A 22071-nucleotide genomic window follows, 5' to 3' on the forward strand; every position below is an offset into this window, starting at 1 on the left:
TATGGAAAACAAAAAAACTGCCGGAAGCAAACCTCAACAGAAATTTCCGCTTCCGCCAAAAAAATTAAAAAGCAAAGGTTGGCGAAAATGGGTGAAAATCGTCTGGATGTCGCTCTTCGCTGTGGTTTTGGGTATTGCGCTCCTGTTTTTCGCGGTGTCGCAAGGTTTCCTTGGCAGCATGCCCGATGTGAAGGAACTCGAAAATCCTGACATCTATGTTGCATCTGAAATCTATTCCTCAGACGGTAAACTTTTAGGCAAATTCGAAAAGGAAAAAACACAGCCAGTTACCTATCAGGAACTTCCGCCCCATCTTATCTATGCGCTTCAGGCAAAAGAAGACGAGCGTTTCAAAGAGCACTCCGGTATTGATTTACAGTCTGTTGCAAGGGCCGTTGTATACGGTGGCCAGCGTGGCGGTGGATCTACAATTACCCAACAGCTCGCGAAACTGCTTTTTACTGACCGTGTTTCGCAAAACAAGATCCAGCGTGCATTTCAAAAACTCAAAGAATGGGTTGTAGCGGTAAGCCTCGAGAAGCGCTATACTAAAGAAGAAATTATTACGCTGTATTTCAATAAGTTCGATTTCGTAAATAATGCGAACGGCATTGAGATGGCATCGCGAATTTATTTTAATAAGAAAACCAACCAACTTACTTTGCCTGAGGCCGCTACTTTCGTATCGATGCTTGAGGCTCCTGTCGCAAACAATCCGCTCAGAAATCCGGAACGTGCCAAACGTCGCCGCGATGTGGTGCTCGATCAAATGCTGAAAACCGGCTATCTCGACCAGCAAACCTACGATAAGGCGGTAGCAGAACCTATTAAAACCGATTTCCACCCGATAAAAACGATCGATGACGGATATTCGGCCTATTACAAATTCTATCTTCGAAAAGAGATAGATGCTTACCTGAAGGATTATGAAAAGAAAACAGGCAAGACTTTAAATCTATTTAAAGACGGCCTTAAGATTTATGTCACGCTCGATTCGAAAATGCAGGTCTACGCCGAAGATGCGATCAGGGAACACCTTACTGACCTTCAAAAAAGATTTGATGCAGAACAGCGCGGACGAAAGCAAAGACCGTTCTATTTCATCGATGACAAACAGATCCAGGGAATCATGGTTCAGGCCATGAAACGTACCGGAAGATATAAACAGCTTAAAAACGCCGGCGTACCCGAAGATTCGATCTTGATGGAGTTTAAAAAGCCTATCAAAACCTCGCGTTTCACGTGGAACGGTGAAGAAGAAGTGGAAATGTCGCCTTGGGATTCCATCCGTTACCACAAGCAGATTGCGCAGGCCGGCCTGATGTCTATGGTGCCGGGAACCGGTGAAATTAAAGCTTGGGTAGGTGGAATCAACTGGCAGCATTTTCAGTATGATCATATCAAACAGGGGAAAAGACAGGTTGGATCTACCTTCAAACCCTTTGTGTATGCCACCGCAATTATGAAATTGGGAATGACACCTTGCTCGACCGTCTCGAACGCTACCTACCGAAAAGGAACCTGGACGGTAGAAGGATCGGGCGGCACGCTAACCTTGAGAGATGCACTAGCCCACTCTAAAAACCCTGTAGCTGTACGACTTATTGAAATGACAACGCCAAAAAGCGTTATACAAACTGCGCGTGATCTCGGCGTTACTGAAGAAATTCCGAACGAATACGCCGTAGCCTTAGGATCATCAGATATCACCATCTACGAAATGTTGGGTGCGTACTCTACATTTGCGAACTACGGAAACTATATCAAGCCGGAGATGATCTGGAGGATTGAAGATGCCAACGGACGTGTGATAAAGGAGGTGAAACCGGTACTCAAGGAGGTGATGAACGAACTTTATGCTTACACGATGATCGATCTGATGAAAGGTGTGGCAGAATTCGGTACAGCGTCCGGCGAACTTGGAAGAAGAGGCGTGGAAAAAGGAATAGAAATAGCTGCAAAAACCGGAACCACACAGAATAACTCCGACGGATGGTTCATGGGAATCACGCCTAACCTCGCCACCGGTGTTTGGGTTGGTTGGGAAGACCGCGCTACCCACTTCCGCGGAACCGGCGAAGGTCAGGGCGCGAGGATGGCATTACCGATTTGGGCTATATTCATGAAAAAAGTCTGGGCAGACCCTACACTTGGCGTCCTGAAAGAAGATAAATTCGTGAAACCTTCAAATTGGACGGGCAGTTGTTCTGACCTTCAGGGGCTTGGTGGATATGGCGACGATGGTGGCCTGCAAACCATTGAAGAACTGAAAAATCCTACCGTGACTGAGCCGCGAAGCACCACGCCGCGAAATACGCCGAAAGAAGAAAACCTCAACGAAAACCTGAATACAGGTGACGAGATAGATTTTAATAAATAATTTCTGCTAACCACACTTAATAAAAACATCCGGTCTGATATTGGCTGGATGTTTTATTTTAATGAAACCACCATGAATTTAGATAAGATTTCTTCACCCTTTACAGAACTTTTCCCTGGCGACCAAAGCGGAAATCCCCGGCAACGGCAGACACCGAAAGTTTTGTTTGCTTCCACCAATATCGCTGGCTTTCCGGAAGCTGAACTGCTTATTTTAAACGACAGATTAGCTTCAGAAATTGGTCTTGGGAAATTAGAAGCTCCTGCCGACAGTGATTTTGTTAATGCTACTAAGTTGCCAAATCACATTAAAACTTACGCCACCGCATATGCAGGACATCAGTTCGGCAACTGGGCGGGGCAGCTCGGCGACGGTCGCGCAATTTTTGCCGGTGAAATAAAGAATGAAAGCGGCCGAAAAACCGAACTTCAGTGGAAAGGCGCCGGTGCTACACCCTACTCCAGACATGCGGATGGCCGTGCTGTGCTGCGTTCCTCAGTTCGTGAATACCTTATGAGTGAGGCCATGTTTCACCTTGGTGTGCCTACCACCAGAGCGCTATCGTTATCGCTAAGTGGCGAACAGGTGCTCCGCGATATCATGTACAGCGGAAATCCGGAATATGAGAAAGGAGCCGTAATGATGCGCACCGCTGATAGTTTTCTGCGCTTCGGCCATTTTCAGCTGTTGGCAGCGCAGGACGAAATAGATACGCTAAGAAACTTAGCCGATTATGTCATTGAAAATCACTACCCGGAAATCAATAAGGAAAGTTCAGATAAATACACCGAACTGATGCGTCAAATCTCAGTGCGAACCGCTGACCTTATGGTAGAATGGTATCGCGTAGGTTTCGTGCACGGCGTGATGAATACTGATAATATGTCGGTTTTGGGCCTGACGATTGATTATGGACCCTTCTCGTTTCTAGATGAATACAGCCTGAATTTTACACCAAACACAACCGACTTGCCAGGCAGGCGCTACGCATTTGGAAACCAGGCGAAAGTTGCGCAATGGAATCTTTGGCAGCTTGCGTCCGCGCTTTTTCCGCTGATCAATGATGCCGAGGTTTTAGAGCAGATTCTGGATGATTTTTCCACCTATTTCTGGACAAAACATGATGAGATGATGGCTTCTAAATTTGGTTTTGACCAGATAACCGAAGGCGATAACGACTTTTTTACCACTGCGCAAACATTGCTTGACGACCTTAAGATGGATTATACATTATTTTTCACTCAACTCGAAAAGTTGACCGATGATGTAGATATAATGACTTTGTTTAATGATGTTTTCTATACACGACCAACTGATAATCAAACTTTTCAGTTCATTGAATTTATACAGAATTACCGAAACCGGCTTTCCAAAAATTTAATTTCAAAAGCACAATCCCAGTCAATAATGCAGGCTGTAAACCCGAAATTCATCCTGCGAAACTATATCCTTTTCGACTGTATCGCCGAGCTCCATGAAGGCAAGCATGACTTGCTTAACAAAGTCCTCACCGCGCTCGAAAATCCTTACGAAGAACTTTTTCCTGAATTCTCGAAGCGCAGACCGCCAGGTTACGACGGCACACCGGGCTGTTCCACACTCTCCTGCAGTTCGTGATTTTTAGTACTTTTGCGCAAATTTTTGCAGTCTTGGATCTTAAAAATAAATTCATCCAATTTCTTTCGACCGTCTTTCCGGCCAACAGTACAGAGTGGGCGCTGTTTGCGGTTTTTCTCAGTGTTTACGGAACTCTCGGGACAGTCATTGCAGTCGATTACCGAATTATTTTCGATGACCGCATTCCGTGGGATGCTTATTTCAGCTTTGACAACCGCGCCATAGTTCTCACCGGCGGCGGCTATGAGCGGCATCCGCTTGCGAATTATTTTTTTGAGTGGCTTCGGGAATTTGCTTTAATGTTTTCGGGCGGTCAAAAAAACGAAATTTTCCGGCTTGTACTGGCTTGGTGCAGCAACTTCGCGGTAAGTCTCAGTCTTATCCAAATATTTAAATATCTAAAAAACATCATCGGGTTACCAAATCGGTTTTCGCTGTTGACCGTATTCTTTTTTTCGGCATTTTCTACCAACATCCTGCTTTCATTCACGCCTGAGACTTATACTTACACGCTTTTTCTGCTGGTTTTGTTTAATTATTATGCTGCGTTGAAAATCCGCCAAGATGAAGTGATTCCAGCATCTGCTTTAACCCTCGCGGCGGTCGGGATCGGCGGCCTTACCGTTACCAATGTGGTGAAGGTTTATATTCCGCTACTGTTTCAGCGCAAGATTTTCAGCAACTGGAAAAATTTGGGAAAGGCTGCGCTGAGGGTTGTGATTTCGATTGCTGTCTTTTTACTGCTGTTCATGTACCGTATGGATTTCAAGTTTATGCAGTTTCTCGACAAATCCGGTGCGCAGTTCGAGAAGTTTTCGCAGCAAAAGGTGACGCCATATTGGGATATGATGGCGTCGTGGTTTCTCGGCGGCAACATTCTGTTTGCGGGATTTGAACTGCGCGACTATCACAACAAAAAGGGTTTTGAGTATAAAGCTCTTTTTATGGATGTTTTTGACAACTGGGTTTCCCACGCGGTCATCGGAGCCATCATTATTCTGCTGATTTGGAGTTGGCTTAAAAATTTAAAGAATAAATTAGCTAACATCCTGATGCTGTCACTTCTGGTGGATGTAGTAATTCACGGAATCCTGCGGTTTGGCCTCCACACATCTTATATCTACGGCGGGCATTTTGTGTTTGTTTTCCCATTGATGGTCGGCTGGCTATTTCACGCGTACCGCTCGTCATTTAAAATGATTACCTCGCTTTTCATTGTATTGATGCTCATTTTCAGCTATGTATTACTGAACAATATCTTCAGGATGACGGAGTTCTTCCGCTTTTTAGAACTGTATTACCGCTAAAATTTGTCCAAAAAAAACACGCCTCAATATGAGACGTGCTAAAGTTTATTAGATCTAAATCTACTTAATTTCAATACAGCCCACGCGCCCACCGGCATTTCCGGTAGGTTGGGTCTTGAAATCATCCTCGGAAGCGTGGATAATAAGTGATTTTCCAACGATATTTTTAGTTTCATCCGCGCATCCCAGACACCATTTATCGGTCTTGAATACAATGCGCGCCGTTCCTTCCTTGTTCGCATTCAGGTTCCCGATGTCCCCCATGTGATGCTGGTCATGTCCCCATTTTCCGTGATCGTCTGATGTAGGATTCCAGTGTCCGCCGGCTGAGCTACCATCGGCTGCAGAACAATCACCTTTCTCGTGGATATGCACAGCGTGCAAGCCTGGTGTAAGTTTATACACATTCAGGTCCAGTTCAACATTTTTACCGGTTTGCGTAAATTTCGCCGTGCCCTGTGTATCGGTTCCGCTTTTAGGTGTTACAACTAAATTTTTCGTGGTTGTGCAGGATGTCATCAACAACGCAGCGCCCGCCAAAGAAGAAAGTGCTAAGATTTTCATAGTATTTATTTAATGGTTTATAAAGTTATTGAAAATAAAACTGACCGCTTAGCCAGTTTTTTTTACCGTTCGGTAACATTATTTTTCAGCAAAAGGCATTCCGCAATACATTTGTTAAAAAATAAACCATGCAAACTTTCATTATTTCTAAGGTATTAGCGCTCATTGCCTTGGTTATGGCCGTCACAATGCATTCTCAGACTACGGTCAGCGGAAAAGTTGTCTATAAAAACAAAGGTATTCAGGACGTTTCTGTCACCTTAAAAGACACCTATGACGGCGCGACTACGGATAAGGACGGCAATTATTCATTTGAAACTTCGGAAACCGGAAATCAGACAATCATCTTTACCAACCCAAAATATGTAGAAACCGAAAAACCGGTTCTGCTCACAGGTGCTGTTGTAAAAGTAGATGCTGAACTGAAGGAAGAAATTTCTGAAATTGCGGCGGTGGTGATTTCGGCGGGTTCCATCGAAGCCAGCGACCGCAAACGCGCCACCGTACTTCTAACGCCTATCGACATTTACACCACGGCAGGCGCGAACGGACAGGTAACTTCGGCACTGGAGACGCTTCCCGGCGTGCAGAAAGTCGGGGAGACCGAAGGTCTTTTTGTGCGTGGCGGCACCGGAGCCGAGACAAAATTTTTCATGGATGGAAATTTGGTCAATAATTTCTTTGGAAATTCTGTACCCGGAATCAAGTCAATGGACCGGCTGAACACCTCGCTGTTTAAAGGAAACGTATTTTCGAGTGGTGGCTATTCAGCGATGTACGGTCAGGCACTTTCTTCTGTATTGATTCTTGAAAGCATTGATTTTCCGGAAAGAAATTCAGTAGACATTGGCATTTCGCCAATATTTGTGTCTGCGGGTTTCCAAAATGTGGATGAAGCAAAAACCAAGTCATTCGGTGTGTCAGCCGCTTATACTAATTTAGGTTTGATGACTGAAATAATTCGTTTCAACAACGATTTCACGGAGGCGCCAAAAGGGTTTGGGACGAATTTTAATTTCCGCGTAAAGAACCGCGCGGGTGGAATACTAAAATATTACGGAAGTTTTGATACAAACAAACTTGGTTTGGAGGCTAAAAGTCTGGAACCACAAACCGACTTTGAAAACACCTCGCTAAAAGGCGCAAACACCTTCCACAACCTGTCGTTCAGACAAAAATTCGGGAAATATGTCTTTACTGCAGGCAGTTCTTATACGTTTAACAGAAATCAACTTTTCTTAAGCGAAACTTATCAAAATGAAGATCAAAACCCAAATTCTATTGCTGTAAAAGGCAATTACTTTAACGCCAAAGCAACCATCGAAAGACGGATCAACAAAATTTCTGCGGTTCGTGGCGGTTTTGAGTTCAATAACAGTGCAGAAACTACTGCTGTGGCCTTATCGCCCCCACCGTACAAGTTTAATGAAGATATCACTTCTGTATTCGCGGAAACTGACCTTGGATTCAGCAATAATCTTTCAGCGAAAATAGGCTTGCGAACCGAGCATTCGGCAGCGCTGGACAAATGGAATCTGGCTCCACGCGCCGCTTTGGCGTATCGGCTTGCTAAAAACTGGACGAGTTCATTCGCGTACGGCATATTTTACCAAAACCCAGAAAACCAGTTTTTTGGAGAGAACCCGCTAAATTTCCAGCGTGCGGAGCATTTTATACTTCAACTTCAAAAATCCTCTGAAAACCGAAGCCTGAGACTTGAAGCATTTTACAAAAATTATGACGATCTGATCAAAACGCGCGTCGAAGAATACCGGCCGGCTGCATTTTCGAACACAGGTTCGGGCTTTGCCAAAGGAATTGAATTTTTCTGGCGTGACCGCAAATCACTGAAAAATATAGATTATTGGATTTCATATTCCTACCTCGATTCTGAGCGAGAATTTCAGAACTATGACAGGCCGCTTTTTCCAGGCTTCGCGGCGAAGCACACGCTCTCTGTGGTGGCTAAAAAGTTTGTTACCGACTGGAAAACCGGCTTCAATCTGTCTTATAACTACGCTTCCGGCAGACCTTATTATAATTTTCTCACTGATGCAGGCGGAAATTACTACCTGAATGCGCAAGGAACAGTGAAAGACAACAGCACGCTAAACTTCAGCCTGAACTATCTGCCAAACCTCGGGAAAAAAGATGCAAAATCCTTCAGCGTCTTGGTTCTGTCGGTGAATAACATCCTGGGCCGAAAGAATATTTTCGGGTATAATTTTTCAAATGACGGCCTTCGCAGCAGCCCTATCTTGCCAAGTGCTAATACTTTCGTCTTCATCGGCGCATTCATCAGCTTTGGGGTAGACCGAACCCAGGATGCCATCAACAATAATCTTTAAAAAGACCTTTCGCCAAGTAAAATGACCCTTTCAGTAAAAATTATAAACAGATTACAGGGTTTTACAAATACCTTTGATTATCAACTTTAAATAATTAAAACCATGAAAAATTTATTCTTAATGATTTGTGTTGCGTTCAGCACAGCTACATTTGCGCAAACACCTTATGAGAAAGCGATGAGTAGCAAAGTGTCTCAGGTTGAACAACAAAAAACCGCAGAAGAATTTACTGCGCTCGCAAACGACTTCCGCCGCATTGCCGACAAGGAGAAAACATTTTGGCAGCCATACTATTACGCTGCGTTCTCTTCAATCCAAAAAGGACGCCTGGCGATGCGTGAAGGGAAAACTGCCGACCTGGACGCGATTGCCGCTGAAGCTCAAAAGTCGCTCGACCTCGCGGCGGACCTCAGCAAAGACAACGCAGAGATCTTCGTTCTGCAGAAGATGATCCACGGCTTGAAAATGATGGTGAATCCGCAGGAGCGCTTCATGAGCGAAGGTATGCTGGCGGCTGAGGCGCTGAGCAAAGCTGAAAAACTGGATCCAAACAATCCGCGGATCACACTTATGAAGGCGGAAGATGTCTACTTCACACCCGAGCAGTTTGGCGGAAGCAAGCAGCGCGGTCTTGAACTTTTTCAAAAATCGCTCGATCAATACAAAACCTACAGTACAAAGTCGGCGCTCGGGCCAAACTGGGGCAAGGGTGAAGCGGAATATTTTCTGGCGAATAAGCCGTAGAGGGGGCTTAATGAGTTCTAATTGTTTAAGCACGATTCAGCTCATTAAATGTTTAAATATAAAAATCAAATCCTTCGAAACGGAGGATTTTTTTTTAATCTAACAGTACGTAACATCTACATTTCAGGAGGAAAAATACCTGATATGATAGCCCGGATCGCAACGGAAATCCTTTTTTGATGGCCGAGGCTACCCGAAGCCAGCAAAAAAGATTGCAGTGAAGAGCCGGTAAAGTGGTGGTAAATGCCCAGGTTTAGTGGCTCCTAAATTAGTCGGAATTAAGTCGTAAATTTGCAAAAAATTTGAAGATTCTGATATGAAGGTAGTTGTGGGTTTATCGGGCGGTGTAGATTCCAGTGTTGCGGCTTATCTGTTGCAGCAGCAGGGACATGATGTGGTGGCGCTTTTTATGCGGAACTGGAACGATGCTTCGGTTACGCTGGAGGATGAATGCCCATGGATAGAGGACAGCAACGATGCGCTGATGGTGGCTCAAAAGCTTGGGATACCATTCCAGGTGATTGATATGAGCGAACTTTACAAAGAAAAGATTGTGGACTATATGTTCGATGAATACAAGAACGGACGCACGCCGAATCCGGACGTTCTATGTAACCGCGAGGTGAAGTTTGACGTCTTCATGAAAACAGCCTTATCACTTGGCGCAGAGAAGGTTGCGACGGGACATTATGCACGTGTTGATTCTACTATCGACGAAAACGGCAAAGAAATATTTCATCTTCTTTCGGGCGTGGATACCAACAAAGATCAGTCTTATTTCCTCTGCCAACTCAGCCAGGAACAGCTTTCTAAATCGCTGTTTCCGATTGGGGCACTTACGAAACCTGAGGTTCGTGAGATTGCGAAAAAGATGGAACTTGTGACTGCGGACAAGAAAGATTCGCAGGGTCTGTGCTTCATTGGTAAAGTGAGTTTGCCAACATTTCTACAACAGCAGCTCGAGCCAAAAGAAGGCGAAATAGTGGAGATTTTTACTGATTTTGATGGATTTCACACTGAAAAACCTGGTTTTGAATCAAAAATCGAGGAACTTAAGTTTTTGTCGCGCAAAATTGAATACAACAAGACCGACGGAAAAGTGATCGGCAAACACCAGGGCGCTCATTACTTTACAATTGGCCAGAGCAAAGGTCTTGGAATCGGTGGACACGCAGAATCCTGCTTTATCATTCAGCGCGACATGCCGACGAATACGATTTTTGTGGGTGAAGGAAAGAATTTCCCGGGACTTTTCCGTAAAGCTTTAAAAATAGAAAACAGCGATGTGCATTGGGTACGCGAGGACCTGCGGCTAAGCAACGGCCAATCCATGAAGGTTAAGGCACGGATCCGATACCGACAAACGCTGGAAGAAGCAACACTTTATCAGTTTGAGGAAGGTCTTTTCATTGAATTCGAAAATCCTCAGTCTGCAATTGCCGAAGGCCAATTTGCAGCGTGGTATTCCGGCGATGAGCTTCTGGGGAGTGGAGTGATCTCTTAAAATTATAAAAATAAAAAAGCGCCTTGTGGCGCTTTTCTTATTTCGACAACCAATCTTTAAAAATCTTCACACGATCGCGGCTGACCGTGATTTCTTCTTTTGGCTGAAACGCCATTTCTACTTTGTAGTAAGGAGATGTGTGGATGTTTTTTATGTAATTGGAATTGATGATAAACTGCCTGTTTACGCGGAAAAAACACTTTTCATCTAAGATTTCCTGCAGTTCATCCAAAGTAAAATCAGTCGGAAACGTCCGTTCTTTAGTTTGAAGATAAACGATCTTGTTCTCGCTGTAAAAACACGAAACCTCATCGGTCTGAACAATTTTCAGATTATAACCGATCTTTACCAGAATACGGGTGAGCTTTTGCTTCTCTTCTTTAATTAATGACTTGATTTCTTTCAGGTTATTATTACTTTCCGTGGGCAGAAAACTTTTGTACTTATCAATGGCTTTCTGTAAATCTTCTTCCATAACCGGTTTTAAAAGATAGTCGATCGAATTGAGTTTAAAAGCTTTTAAAGTATACTGGTCAAAAGCCGTGGTATAAATGATGAAGCTTTTACTTGGAACCTGTTCAAAGATATCAAAAGACAATCCGTCGCCTAAAACGATGTCAGAAAATATAAGATCGGGATGAGTGTTTTCGGTAAACCATTGAACACCTTCTTCCACGGAATTTAGCGTTCCAACTAACTGCAAATCAGGAAACCGGCTTAAAAGACGCCCGAGTTTTCGCGCAGCAGGTTTTTCGTCTTCAATGATAACTGTTCGGATCATATTCAATCTTAAATTTTTATTTGTATTTGTCCATTAACTCACGGGTTTTTCTTTCTTCCCACTCTTTTCCCAGAAAGATATCCGGAACATATACACCGATCGCGTGTGCAAGGAGCCCTACACCCCAGAAAATGGCCGTCCAATAGTTATCCATATCCGACAGCTGCAGTCCCTGCTGGGTATTTCTGGCAATGATAAAAAGATTTACCAGCACATAAACTACTGCGTGAACATACAGTTCCTTTAGTTTTTTTACCTTTTTGCGAGCTTCTGAATATTTGAGGTCCTCTTCGTTATAGGTTTCCATTTTTTTGATTTTTTTGATTCGTTTTGTCTAAAATCTTCTGAATCTGTTTTTCTTCCCAGTCACGTCCCAGTCCGAAAACCTGAAACGCATGGGAGCCAAGGCCTATCCCCCAACCTATCATCGGGAACCAGAACCACTGGAATTTTGGCGCGGTGTACAGATTGATGAAGATCAGAAATGGGATGACCAGGCAATAAGACAGAAGATTCGAGTAGAAACCTTTGATTTCTTTTACCCTTTTGGAGGCTCTGTTGTAAGCCATTGATTCATCTGAAGGCTGTGTGTTCATAGCGGTGATTTTTTGGGTTAATATCGGAATTTTCACGCGGAAAAAATCGGTAGATTTTTCTATAAAAACATTTTGTTGGGTTAATAAGGAATAACGCTGAACAATATTTGACAATCCTATTCCGGCGCTTTCTTTCACCTGTTCCCTCGCCATGAGGTTATTTTCTATAAGTAGAAATCCGTTTTCGGTATAGATCTTTATTGTTAAAGGTTTCTGAGGCGTCGCAAAGTTGTGTTTGATGCAGTTTTCCAGTAAAAGTTGAAGCGAAAGTGGCACGACGTAAGATTTCATGTCGTTTTCAGCAACATCAAATTCAAAGTTTACGCTGTCTTCAAACCTTGTCTTCAGAAGGTTACAGTAGGTTTTTGCGAAGCCTATTTCCTCTTCTACAGTGACCAGCTCTTTATCTTTCTGTTCGAGCACGTAACGGTAAATATTCGACATTGAGGCGGTGAAATACTGCGCCTGATCGGGGTTTTCATCAATCAGTGCGCTTAGGACATTCAACGAATTAAAAAGAAAATGGGGATCTAGCTGATTTTTTAAACTTTCAAACTGTGCACTCGCCGAACGGGCTATCAGCTTTTGCTCCACTACTTCTTTCCGGGTAGATTTTTTCCATTCTTCCATGAATCCTTTTGCATGCAAAATTGCCGATATCAGTAAAGCTATATTAACGGTGAACCAGTTATTGATCGCAATTGTTCCACGGAAAAAATTGGCAAAATCCTGCTTTTGGATAACGATGAAATTGATATAATTAATTAGAAAAACCAGTGCAACATTCAGAAGCAAAGTACAAATGACGCCCAGAACAGTTCTTTTACGTGTTTCAGCTACCCATGAATATTTTTTCGAGAGCATGTCATTTAAAAGCCCATTCCCGATCGCCAGCGGAAAAGAATACATCGCCGAAATCATGAGATAAAGAAAGAACATCTCCACAGACTTTTGTTTGCTGAAGAAGACAAAGATAAACGTCCCGATAAAAAAGGTAATCCAGGTTGTGGTAATAAGACTTTTTCTATTCATGATCTGAAAATTGTGTGGCAGCTGCGGGTGTTTAAATGTAGAAAAGTTTCTCCTACCTCAGCTACAGTTTTTTCTGTTTTTTCATTAGTGCTTCAATATTCTTAATAATTTCACTTCCGTTCTTCACCATTCCTTCCAGGTGGTCGCCTTCATACGTAAGAAATTTTTTAGGCTCCGGTGCATTATCGAAAATTATTTGCGCCTGCGCTATCGGAATCATTTTGTCCGCTGCACTGTGGATGAAAAGTTTGGGCATCGTAAGGGTTTTCACATCTTCCTTTGCGGAGTAAGGAAACGGAATAGACTGTATCATCGCGGCGTTTTCAGGTGAAAAGTGACTCGCAATATCGGCATGCGAGGACATCGCGCCATCAAGGATCAGCGCCTCGATAACCGTGGGGTTATTTTTAGCCAAATGTGTTGCAATCTGGCTTCCCATTGAGGCTCCATAAATGATTACGGGCTTTCCTGTAGTTTGCGGAAGCGATAAAGCATACTCCAAAAACTTTTGACCATCGCTTTGAATATTTTGGTGTGTCGGTGTTCCGCTAGATTTTCCATAACCGCGGAAGTCTATCATCATCACCTGATAGCCGGCATCTGCCAACGGTTTCACCATGAAGGTGTAACTCGAAACATTACCGCCCGACCCGTGAAAAAACAACACAGTTGCTTTAGGTACAACATTACTTTCGATGAATATTCCGGTTATCGTATCTTTTTCAGCCGGAATGGAGAATTCTTGGAATTTTAAATTTTCAATAGGTTTCATAGTTTTTCCAGGCTGATAAAATTTCTCGTCGAGTTGTGAGAAGCAAAGGCTTGAAAGGAAGAGGGCGAAAAATAGAAGTTTAGTTTTCATAACAGTTTTTTTGTTTTTAATTATGAATCAAAGATAAACTCGCCTCCCTCCTCACTAAAATTTATAAAACCGAGGGGTAAAAAATCGAACCTGAACGGTAAAAAAATAACCACCGGAAAATTTCCGATGGTTAATTATGATAGATTAAGTCTAATTTTATTTAATCTGACCTGCTATCGCTACTGCCTCCTGCAGATACATATCGCGTTGCAAGCTCTTAGTCCAGTTCTGGGTTTTCTTCGCGAATGCTTCATCTTTCTTTTCGCGTTCTACCTCATCCGGATTCAGTGTGAATTTCAGTCCGTTATTATACTTTTCCAACGCACGGAACTTCTCGATCTGTGCTTTACGCTCCTTCATCAGGGCGCTAAACTTATTTTGGTTTAGGGAAATGGTTTCTTCCTTATCCAATCTTTCTTTCCACTGCGCAGATTCCTGCATAAGCTGGTAGTTTTTATTGGTAGCCAACCTGCTTTCGGCCGATTTGAGTAATGAATTAACCTGTAAAAAGTTCAGCGGCTGGTAAACTGCAGCAGGGATTTTATCCCAAGGCAGCGCATAGTCGTCATAGCGTTCACCAATTTCAGCATAAGTGAAGAAATCTTTCATTTTAATGTCAGATTCAATGCCTTTTCGCTGCGTAGATTCTCCGGTCACACGGTAAAATTTCTGTATGGTCAGTTTTAATGAGCCAAAATCATCATTGCTGTTCAGAAAACGGTTCAGGTCCACAAAAGTCTGTACGGTACCTTTTCCAAAGGATTGTGGAGAGCCGATGACGATTCCGCGGCCATAATCCTGCACGGCGCCAGCTAAAATTTCAGATGCGGAAGCTGACAGTTCATTTTGCATGATGATCAGCGGTCCCGTCCAAACCGGAGCGTTGGTTCTGTTTTTCAGTGTTTGAATCTTGCCATTGCCGTCTTTCACCTGCACATACGGTCCAGCGTTCATAAACAGCCCCATAATATCACCTACTTCCGTCAAACTGCCACCACCATTATTTCGAAGGTCCAGAATAATGCCTTCCACATTCTGGGCTTTAAGCTTTATAAGCTCATTCTTGATGTCATCGGAAGCATTTCTACCCTTTGAATCTTCAAAATCAGCGTTGAAGCTTGGGAGATTTACAAATCCATATTTTCTTCCGTCAGCTGAATTGATGATAATGCTTCGCGCGAATGTGTCTTCAATTGCCACTTCTTCACGAACCATCGTCACCTCTTTGATTGATTTGTCTTTTTTCTCAACTGTAAGCGTCACTTTCGTCCCTTTTTCGCCGCGGATCAACCGCACTGCTTCATCAGATAGCATTCCGACCACATTTACGGCTTCTTCATTAGGTTTAGACCTTACTTTCAGGATCTTATCACCTTCGCTGAGCTGCTTAGACTTCCAGGCAGGCGCGCCAATCGTGAGCGCTCCCAGATAAAGATAGCCTCTTTTTTCCTGAATGATGGCACCGATTCCTATTACCTTACCGGTAAAATTGGTATCAAAATCTTCCTTGTTCTTTGGTGAGAAATAGTTCGTATGCGGATCGAAAACCTCGGTATATGCATTCATATACACGGTGAACCAATCCATCTTATTTCTTTTTTTAAACCTTCGGAAGGTATCAGTCAACATATCTTTCACCTCCTCAGTAGCCTTGATACGTTTTTGTTCTGGAGTTAGGATTTCAAGTTTGATGGTATCTTTAAGGTTAAATTTCTGTACCGAATCCTTCTTCTCCTTTTGCAGTTGTTCCTTTGCTGAAAGCGATTCCATTTCCTGCAGGATATTGTATTTGATATACTTTTTCCATTCCGCAGAAAGCTCCGCTGCATTTACCGGATTTTTTTTGAGCTTAGGCTCCAGAACCAAAGTTTCTTCTTCATCGAAGTTCAGTGGTGCACTCAGGATGGTTTGCGAAATCTTATCAATCTCGTCAACGCGCTGGTAGAGCCTGTCTACCGTGAGTTTATAAAACGATAGGTCACCACGGTTCAGATAATCATCAAGTTTTGTGCGGTGCTTTTCAAATTCGTTCATATCAGACTGCAGAAAGTAGCGTTTGGAAGCATCGATCATGTCGAAATACTGTTTATAAACGTCCGCAGAATATGCATCATTAATAGGTCGCGGCGAATAGTGGAGGTAGCTTAGAGTATTTTTAACACTGATCATGATTGTCGACATCTTCTCGTCATCATTCTTCGGAGAGTTGAAACAGAAGGCCAAAGTAGTCAACGGAATGAACAGCAGTAAAGTATTGATTTTTAATTTCTTGAACATAAAATTATTTAATAACTGAATTTGTTTAAAATTTTGCCATTTTGTTACAAGGCGGTACAAAGTATCAAAATTAATACCTTATTTCGTATTTGAACCTTTTATTTTTAAGTAATTTTGTTCAAAACACTCTTTGTATGCACAGACCATTGATATTGGTAACCAATGATGACGGAATCACCGCACCGGGGATCCGGAACCTTGTAGAATTTATGAATGAGATTGGTGATGTAACGGTTGTTGCGCCAAATTCGCCGCAAAGCGGAAAGGGCCACGCCATCACAATCAACTCTACACTTACTTTTGAAGAAATCAATCTTGACGGTCCACAACGCGACTTTTCCCTGAGCGGAACACCCGTTGACTGTGTGAAATTTGCACTTGATAAAATATTGCCGCGCCGTCCGGATCTTGTAGTTTCGGGTATTAATCATGGCGCGAATTCTTCCATTAATGTCATTTATTCAGGTACGATGTCTGCAGCGGTAGAGGCTGGTGTAGAAGGTTTGCCCGCGATCGGTTTTTCACTGCTCGACTTCTCGTGGGACGCAGACTTTACGCAGGCCAAAGACCATATTCAGTCAATAGTAAAAAAAGTACTCGAAAATCCGATGCCTAAAGGTATTGTGCTGAATGTCAACATTCCAAAGCTCGAAAAGGAGCAAATAAAAGGCATCCGCGTTTGCAAACAGGCCGACGCAAAATGGGAAGAAAGTTTCGATCAGCGTGTAAACCCTCATGGGAAGACTTACTTCTGGCTTTCGGGATATTTCAATAATATGGATACAAGTCCGGATGCGGATGAAGTTGCCTTGGCCGATGGCTATATTTCAGTGGTCCCGGTAAAATTTGACCTTACTGCGCACGAATACATGAATGAACTTTCTGAAGTCTTGAAATTTTAAATATTTATATTTAAAAATGGAAGATACTCTCGCAAAAATCATTGAATTTGGCGATAACGCCCATGGTGAGCAGCGCAGGAAATATTGTGATGACCGCTACATGGTACATCCTGTTCGGGTGATGCGGACCTGCCAGAAATATACAGACGACATATCAGTACTCGCTGCCGCTCTGCTTCATGATGTTCTGGAAGACACACCTGTGACGGAAGACGAAATCGGTGATTTCTTAAAGACTTTACTGGATGAAAAAGCGGCAGAAAAAGCGCTGCAGCACATAATCGATCTGACAGACGTTTACACCAAGCAGGTATTTCCGAAAATGAACCGCCGCGCGCGGAAAGCCAAGGAAACTGAACGGCTTTCAAAAATTCAGCCCGAATCCCAAACAGTAAAATACGCTGACATTCTCGATAACACTGATGAAATAGTAGATCATGACCCCGATTTCGCGCGCGTTTTCCTGTCGGAGTGCCGGGTCATACTTCAACACATGAAATCGGGCGACGCTGAACTTAAAGCAATTGCAGAAAAAACCGTCGAAAATGCACTCAAAAAAGTGAAGCGGAACCGATAAAATTAAATCATACCGATGCGCATAGAATATGAAATAAAACTGGGTTTTAAGGATGTGATGATCCGCCCAAAAAGATCTACCTTAAAATCGAGATCCCAAGTAAGTTTAGAACGAAATTTCACGTTGGTCAATTCTGGAAAGAAATGGAGCGGCGTGCCGATTATCGCGGCCAATATGGATACTGTCGGAACTTTCGAAATGGCGGAAGCGCTGGCGAAAGAAAAGATCATCACTGCCATCCACAAACATTATACGCCGGACGAATGGAGCACTTTTCTTAGCAGCCAGTCCGACTCGATTTACGAATACATCGCCTTAAGCACGGGAACGGGGAAAGCTGATGAGGAAAAGATCAAACAGATTATGGAGGAGCATCCTCACATAGAATTTCTGTGCATTGATGTTGCCAACGGCTATTCTGAACATTTTGTTGAATTTGTAAAGCAGGCCCGGGCCAATTTCCCCGATAAAACAATTATCGCAGGCAACGTGGTTACCGGCGAAATGGTGGAAGAACTTATTCTTGCCGGTGCCGATATAATCAAAGTGGGAATTGGGCCGGGATCGGTATGCACAACACGGATTAAGACCGGTGTGGGATATCCACAACTTTCAGCGATTATTGAATGTGCAGATGCCGCACACGGCCTTGGCGGACATATTATTTCCGATGGCGGCTGTAAAATCCCCGGTGATGTGGCAAAAGCATTTGGCGGCGGTGCCGATTTTGTGATGCTGGGCGGAATGTTCGCCGGACATGATGAAAGTGGCGGCGATATCGTGGAAGAAAACGGCAAAAAATTCAGGCTTTTTTATGGAATGAGTTCGCAAACCGCGATGGATAAACACTCGGGTGGCGTTGCAGAATACCGGGCGTCGGAAGGAAAAACCGTGAAAGTTCCGTATAAAGGACCGGTTTCTGAGACTGTAAAAGATATTCTGGGCGGTGTGCGGTCTACATGTACTTATGTAGGGGCGTCCGAACTGCGCGAACTGTCGAAAAGAACCACGTTTATCCGTGTGGCGGAGCAGCATAATGAGGTTTTCGGAAATTGATATTTAATCTTACACGAGAATTTTGAAAATCCTTAGAACTACCTCCGAAAATCCAAACTTTAAAAAACTGGTGAAGTTGCTGGATGAATATCTGGCGATCGTGGATGGCGATGATCACACCTTTTACGCCCAATTCAACAAAATAGATGCGCTGCAGCATTGTATCGTGCTTTTCGAGGATGAAAATCCGGTTGGTTGTGGTGCACTTAAAGGTTATGATGAAGAAACTGCGGAAATCAAACGGATGTTCGTGCGACCGGTAAGCCGGGGAAAGGGTTATGCTTCCGCGATTCTTACTGAACTGGAAAATTGGGCAACGGAACTTAGTTATGACTCGGTAATTCTTGAGACCGGAACCAAGCAAACGGAAGCTATTAAGCTATATGAAAAGACCTATGAGCGAATTGAAAATTACGGACAGTACAGAGATGTGCAGACTTCGGTTTGTTTTAATAAAATATTGAAAAACAAGTAATTGCGACAAACACTCGTTCTAAATTTTACAAAAACTCTCTTCAAATGATGAAGAGAGTTTTTTTTGAAAGAAGAAGAAACTTTTCTTTTTAGCCCCCGATGGAAGCGGCATCCTTTTTCTTTTGCAAAAAGAAAAAGATACAGCGGACAGCGGGTAGAGTTCTCGGAAAAAACGTGAATCTCCGGGCTCTAAGTGAGCATTCCGCCATCTACGTTCAATACCTGGCCCGAAATGTACGATGACATTTCGCTACCTAAAAATACGCACGCATTAGCCACATCTTCTGGCTGGCCACCGCGTTTCAATGGAATGCCTTCTCTCCACCCCTGCACGGTTTTTTCGTCAAGAGCTGCGGTCATCTCAGTTTCAATGAAGCCAGGAGCAATCGCGTTGCAACGGATGTTTCTGGAGCCTAATTCCAGCGCCACTGATTTAGTGAAGCCGATAACGCCCGCTTTTGAAGCCGCATAATTTGCCTGCCCGGCGTTCCCTTTTACGCCCACAACCGAGGTCATATTGATGATCGAACCCGCGCGCGCCTTCATCATTGGTTTGATAACCGCTTTTGTAAGGTTGAAAACCGAATCAAGGTTCACTTTGATGATCGTATCCCAATCTTCTTTGGACATGCGCATCAGCAAATTATCTTTGGTAATCCCTGCATTGTTGATCAGGATATCGATTTTTCCAAATTCAGCAATTACGTCATCTACCAATTTTTGCGCGGCATCAAAATCTGATGCATCGGACTGATATCCTTTTATTTGCGTGACTTTACTTAATTCTGCTTCTAATTCTTTAGCCTTTTCTACTGAGCCAGCGTAAGTGAATGCAACGTGTGCACCTTCCTTCGCAAAAACCTCCGCAATGCCGCGTCCGATTCCGCGTGTAGCGCCGGTGATGAGGGCTACTTTTCCTGTTAATAATCCCATATCTCGTTATTTATATTTGTTGGTTGATGTTGGCTTTTCATCTGCCGAGCCTTTGGCCATGTCTGCATTATTGATAACCAAAACTATTTCTCCTTTTAAAGTTTTGCTTTTAGAGAAATCAATTAACTCGTTGATACTACCCCGTTTAGTTTCCTCAAATTTTTTGGAAATTTCCCGACTGAGACTGATGCGTGCATCTTGGCCAAAGAATTCTTTGATCTGTTCTAAAGTCGTATTTATTTTGTGCGGGCTTTCATAAAGCACCACCGTTTTTTTCTCTGCAGCCAGCTGTTTCAGTTTAGTTTGCCGACCTTTTTTCTGCGGAAGAAAGCCGGCGAACAAAAATTCATTGTTCGGCAAGCCTGAAACTACCAACGCAGGTACAAAAGCTGTGGCACCGGGCAAACATATCATCTCAATTTCGGCGTCCGCACCAGCCTTAGACAGTAAAAATCCGGGATCCGAAATCCCGGGAGTTCCGGCATCGGTGATGATTGCGATATTCTGGCCGTTTTTCAAATCGTCGACTACCCGCTCTGTCATTTGATGTTCGTTGTGCAGATGATAAGATTTAAGTGGTTTTGAAATCTCGAAGTGTTTTAAAAGAACACCGGATGTCCGCGTGTCCTCACACAGGATATAATCTACCTCTCTCAGCACTTTTATGGCCCTGAAAGTCATGTCGTCCAGGTTTCCGACCGGAGTTGGAACAAAATAGAGTATTCCAGTCATCTACAGCTTTTCGAAAAGGTTTTTGCTAAAGGTTTCAAGGCCCGGATCACGCGCACCCATGAGCAGTAGCACGCTGTTTTCGGCAAGTTCAGGCCTGATCTGATTAAGCAATTCATCACGGTCCTCCACAAAAACCGCTTTTTTGCCTTTGGCCTGAATTCCTTCGATCAGGTCATTAGCCGAAATATCCTTCACTGCTGTACCGCCCGCGTAGAAAATTTCGCTCATCCAAATTTCGTCCTGTGGACGCAAAACCGCTGAGATTTCCTCTATAAAATCATCTTTAAGGAATCTCGTGGGGCCATAACCGTGTGGCTGAAACCACGCAATTACTCTTTCCGCCAACGGCTGGCAGGCGCGGATTGAAGCAGCGCATTTGGCCGGATTGTGAGCGTAATCGTCGATCACCCACACACCATTTTTCCGGCCTAAAACCTGATGCCGGCGGTAAATTCCCTCATATGTGCGGAGACTTTCGGCGCAAACCGCTAAATCAACACCGATTTGGTGGGCAACTGCAACTGCCGCAGCAGCATTTTCAGCACTGTGTCTGCCGAGCGAGGTCATACCAAAAGGCTGATCTTTAATGGTAAATGAAAGTTCGAGACCGTCCTGCTTGAAATTTTCTACTGAATAACCGCAATTTTCTGCTTCAAAACCGAAATCCGAATTTGCGTTCGTGGACATCGTTTTCGCCTGCCTATTGGATTGATTTACAATGAATAAGCTATTTGTATTATTTTTAAAAACACCAAAGAGATCGAGAAGTTCTGCTATTTCCTGGTGATCTTTATCGATGTTGAGTAACACACCTATCTCCGGTTTGTACTGAACAATCGAGCCATCACTTTCATCGGCTTCGATGATTAACCAGTCACCGCTACCAACCGCCGCGTTACCAATTTTATTCTGTTTTATTAAAGATGTAAGACCTGCGCCCGAGATGATGCTGGGCTGAAGATTGGCCTTCTCGAGAATATGATAAAGCATTGCGGCCGTAGTAGATTTACCGGATGTTCCAGCTACCGCGACTGTTTTTTTGCTTTTAGCAATAATGGACAGTAACTCGCTTCTCCGGATGATAGGGACTGCTAAACTTTTAGCTTTCAAGACTTCAGGAACCGTATCTTCAATCGCGGTGGAGACTACAACGAGCTGTGTATTGCTCGCAATACCACTACCATCCTGCACGAAACATTTAATTCCTTCGGCCTCTAGTTGAGACCGTGTCTTGTTAGCTTCGTCTGACAAAAAATACCGGTCACTGCCAGATACATTCTTGCCAATACCGTGCAGATACTGCGCTAACGCGCTCATGCCCACACCTGCGATACCAATAAAAAAAACTTCATTAAAGTCTTCGACTGTATTTATCATTCAAGCCT

Annotated in this window: 19 protein-coding genes; 10 read left to right on the plus strand and 9 right to left on the minus strand. The window is 43.6% G+C overall.

The genetic code is table 11. The features are described 5' to 3' along the window. Nucleotide 1: 1 nt before the first annotated feature. From H9628_RS02535 to H9628_RS02545, 3 genes are all read left to right on the plus strand, one after another. Nucleotides 2-2380, plus strand: a complete 2379-nt coding sequence (locus H9628_RS02535; RefSeq protein ID WP_251832542.1) for a penicillin-binding protein 1A — start codon at nt 2-4, stop codon at nt 2378-2380. Between the two features lie 72 nt (nt 2381-2452). Further along, entirely contained in the window at nt 2453-3997 is a 1545-nt protein-coding gene (locus H9628_RS02540; protein ID WP_251832543.1) for a protein adenylyltransferase SelO, read from the plus strand. Nucleotides 3998-4029: 32 nt separating this feature from the next. Next, nucleotides 4030-5304, plus strand: coding sequence for a DUF6080 domain-containing protein (locus H9628_RS02545; protein WP_251832544.1), 1275 nt, complete (start codon nt 4030-4032; stop codon nt 5302-5304). A gap of 60 nt (nt 5305-5364) precedes the next feature. On the opposite strand, the gene H9628_RS02550 is transcribed toward H9628_RS02545, so the two are convergent. Continuing rightward, nucleotides 5365-5868, minus strand: a complete 504-nt coding sequence (locus tag H9628_RS02550; RefSeq protein WP_251832545.1) for a superoxide dismutase family protein — start codon at nt 5866-5868, stop codon at nt 5365-5367. A gap of 128 nt (nt 5869-5996) precedes the next feature. Between H9628_RS02550 and H9628_RS02555 the strand changes: the two genes are divergently transcribed. From H9628_RS02555 to mnmA, 3 genes are all read left to right on the plus strand, one after another. Continuing rightward, on the plus strand, nt 5997-8216 hold the full coding sequence (locus tag H9628_RS02555; protein WP_251832546.1) for a TonB-dependent receptor: 2220 nt from the start codon (nt 5997-5999) through the stop codon (nt 8214-8216). A 102-nt stretch (nt 8217-8318) separates the two neighbouring features. Continuing rightward, nucleotides 8319-8960, plus strand: coding sequence for a hypothetical protein (locus H9628_RS02560; RefSeq protein ID WP_251832547.1), 642 nt, complete (start codon nt 8319-8321; stop codon nt 8958-8960). Nucleotides 8961-9276: 316 nt separating this feature from the next. Next, nucleotides 9277-10464, plus strand: coding sequence for a tRNA 2-thiouridine(34) synthase MnmA (gene mnmA / locus H9628_RS02565; protein WP_251832548.1), 1188 nt, complete (start codon nt 9277-9279; stop codon nt 10462-10464). A 37-nt stretch (nt 10465-10501) separates the two neighbouring features. On the opposite strand, the gene H9628_RS02570 is transcribed toward mnmA, so the two are convergent. The 5 genes from H9628_RS02570 to H9628_RS02590 all read right to left on the minus strand — a co-directional run bounded on the left by H9628_RS02570 (nt 10502) and on the right by H9628_RS02590 (nt 16012). Then, nucleotides 10502-11245 carry a LytR/AlgR family response regulator transcription factor gene (locus H9628_RS02570; RefSeq protein ID WP_251832549.1) on the minus strand — a complete coding sequence of 248 codons (744 nt, stop codon included), beginning with the start codon at nt 11243-11245 and terminating at the stop codon, nt 10502-10504. Between the two features lie 16 nt (nt 11246-11261). Next, complete coding sequence (locus H9628_RS02575) at nt 11262-11552, minus strand: 2TM domain-containing protein (protein WP_251832550.1); 291 nt, start codon at nt 11550-11552, stop codon at nt 11262-11264. Next, the gene (locus H9628_RS02580) at nt 11539-12873 is read right to left on the minus strand and encodes a 2TM domain-containing protein (RefSeq protein WP_251832551.1); all 1335 of its coding nucleotides are present in this window, start codon (nt 12871-12873) and stop codon (nt 11539-11541) included. Before H9628_RS02580 ends, H9628_RS02575 begins: the two co-directional genes overlap by 14 nt. Nucleotides 12874-12934: 61 nt before the next feature. Next, nucleotides 12935-13735, minus strand: coding sequence for an alpha/beta hydrolase (locus H9628_RS02585; protein ID WP_251832552.1), 801 nt, complete (start codon nt 13733-13735; stop codon nt 12935-12937). Between the two features lie 156 nt (nt 13736-13891). After that, nucleotides 13892-16012 carry a carboxy terminal-processing peptidase gene (locus tag H9628_RS02590; RefSeq protein WP_251832553.1) on the minus strand — a complete coding sequence of 707 codons (2121 nt, stop codon included), beginning with the start codon at nt 16010-16012 and terminating at the stop codon, nt 13892-13894. 134 nt (nt 16013-16146) lie between these two features. Between H9628_RS02590 and surE the strand changes: the two genes are divergently transcribed. The 4 genes from surE to H9628_RS02610 are packed head-to-tail and all read left to right on the plus strand — an operon-like array spanning nt 16147 to nt 19022. After that, nucleotides 16147-16914: a 5'/3'-nucleotidase SurE gene (gene surE, locus H9628_RS02595; RefSeq protein ID WP_251832554.1), complete on the plus strand. Its 768-nt coding sequence runs from the start codon at nt 16147-16149 to the stop codon at nt 16912-16914. 16 nt (nt 16915-16930) lie between these two features. After that, entirely contained in the window at nt 16931-17491 is a 561-nt protein-coding gene (locus tag H9628_RS02600; RefSeq protein ID WP_251832555.1) for an HD domain-containing protein, read from the plus strand. Nucleotides 17492-17506: 15 nt separating this feature from the next. After that, nucleotides 17507-18547, plus strand: a complete 1041-nt coding sequence (locus H9628_RS02605; RefSeq protein ID WP_251832556.1) for a GMP reductase — start codon at nt 17507-17509, stop codon at nt 18545-18547. A 22-nt stretch (nt 18548-18569) separates the two neighbouring features. Next, nucleotides 18570-19022: a GNAT family N-acetyltransferase gene (locus H9628_RS02610; RefSeq protein ID WP_262891779.1), complete on the plus strand. Its 453-nt coding sequence runs from the start codon at nt 18570-18572 to the stop codon at nt 19020-19022. Nucleotides 19023-19210: 188 nt separating this feature from the next. Here H9628_RS02610 and fabG read toward each other — a convergent pair whose 3' ends face one another. From fabG to H9628_RS02625, 3 genes are read right to left on the minus strand one after another with little or no spacing between them, the layout of a single operon-like run. Next, nucleotides 19211-19954, minus strand: coding sequence for a 3-oxoacyl-[acyl-carrier-protein] reductase (fabG, locus tag H9628_RS02615; RefSeq protein WP_251832557.1), 744 nt, complete (start codon nt 19952-19954; stop codon nt 19211-19213). A 6-nt stretch (nt 19955-19960) separates the two neighbouring features. Beyond that, nucleotides 19961-20686: a 16S rRNA (cytidine(1402)-2'-O)-methyltransferase gene (rsmI, locus tag H9628_RS02620; RefSeq protein ID WP_251832558.1), complete on the minus strand. Its 726-nt coding sequence runs from the start codon at nt 20684-20686 to the stop codon at nt 19961-19963. Next, nucleotides 20687-22063, minus strand: a complete 1377-nt coding sequence (locus H9628_RS02625; RefSeq protein ID WP_251832559.1) for a UDP-N-acetylmuramate--L-alanine ligase — start codon at nt 22061-22063, stop codon at nt 20687-20689. Nucleotides 22064-22071: the final 8 nt, after the last annotated feature.

The sequence above is a fragment of the Kaistella pullorum genome (assembly GCF_014837035.1).
GTDB lineage: Bacteria > Bacteroidota > Bacteroidia > Flavobacteriales > Weeksellaceae > Kaistella > Kaistella rhinocerotis.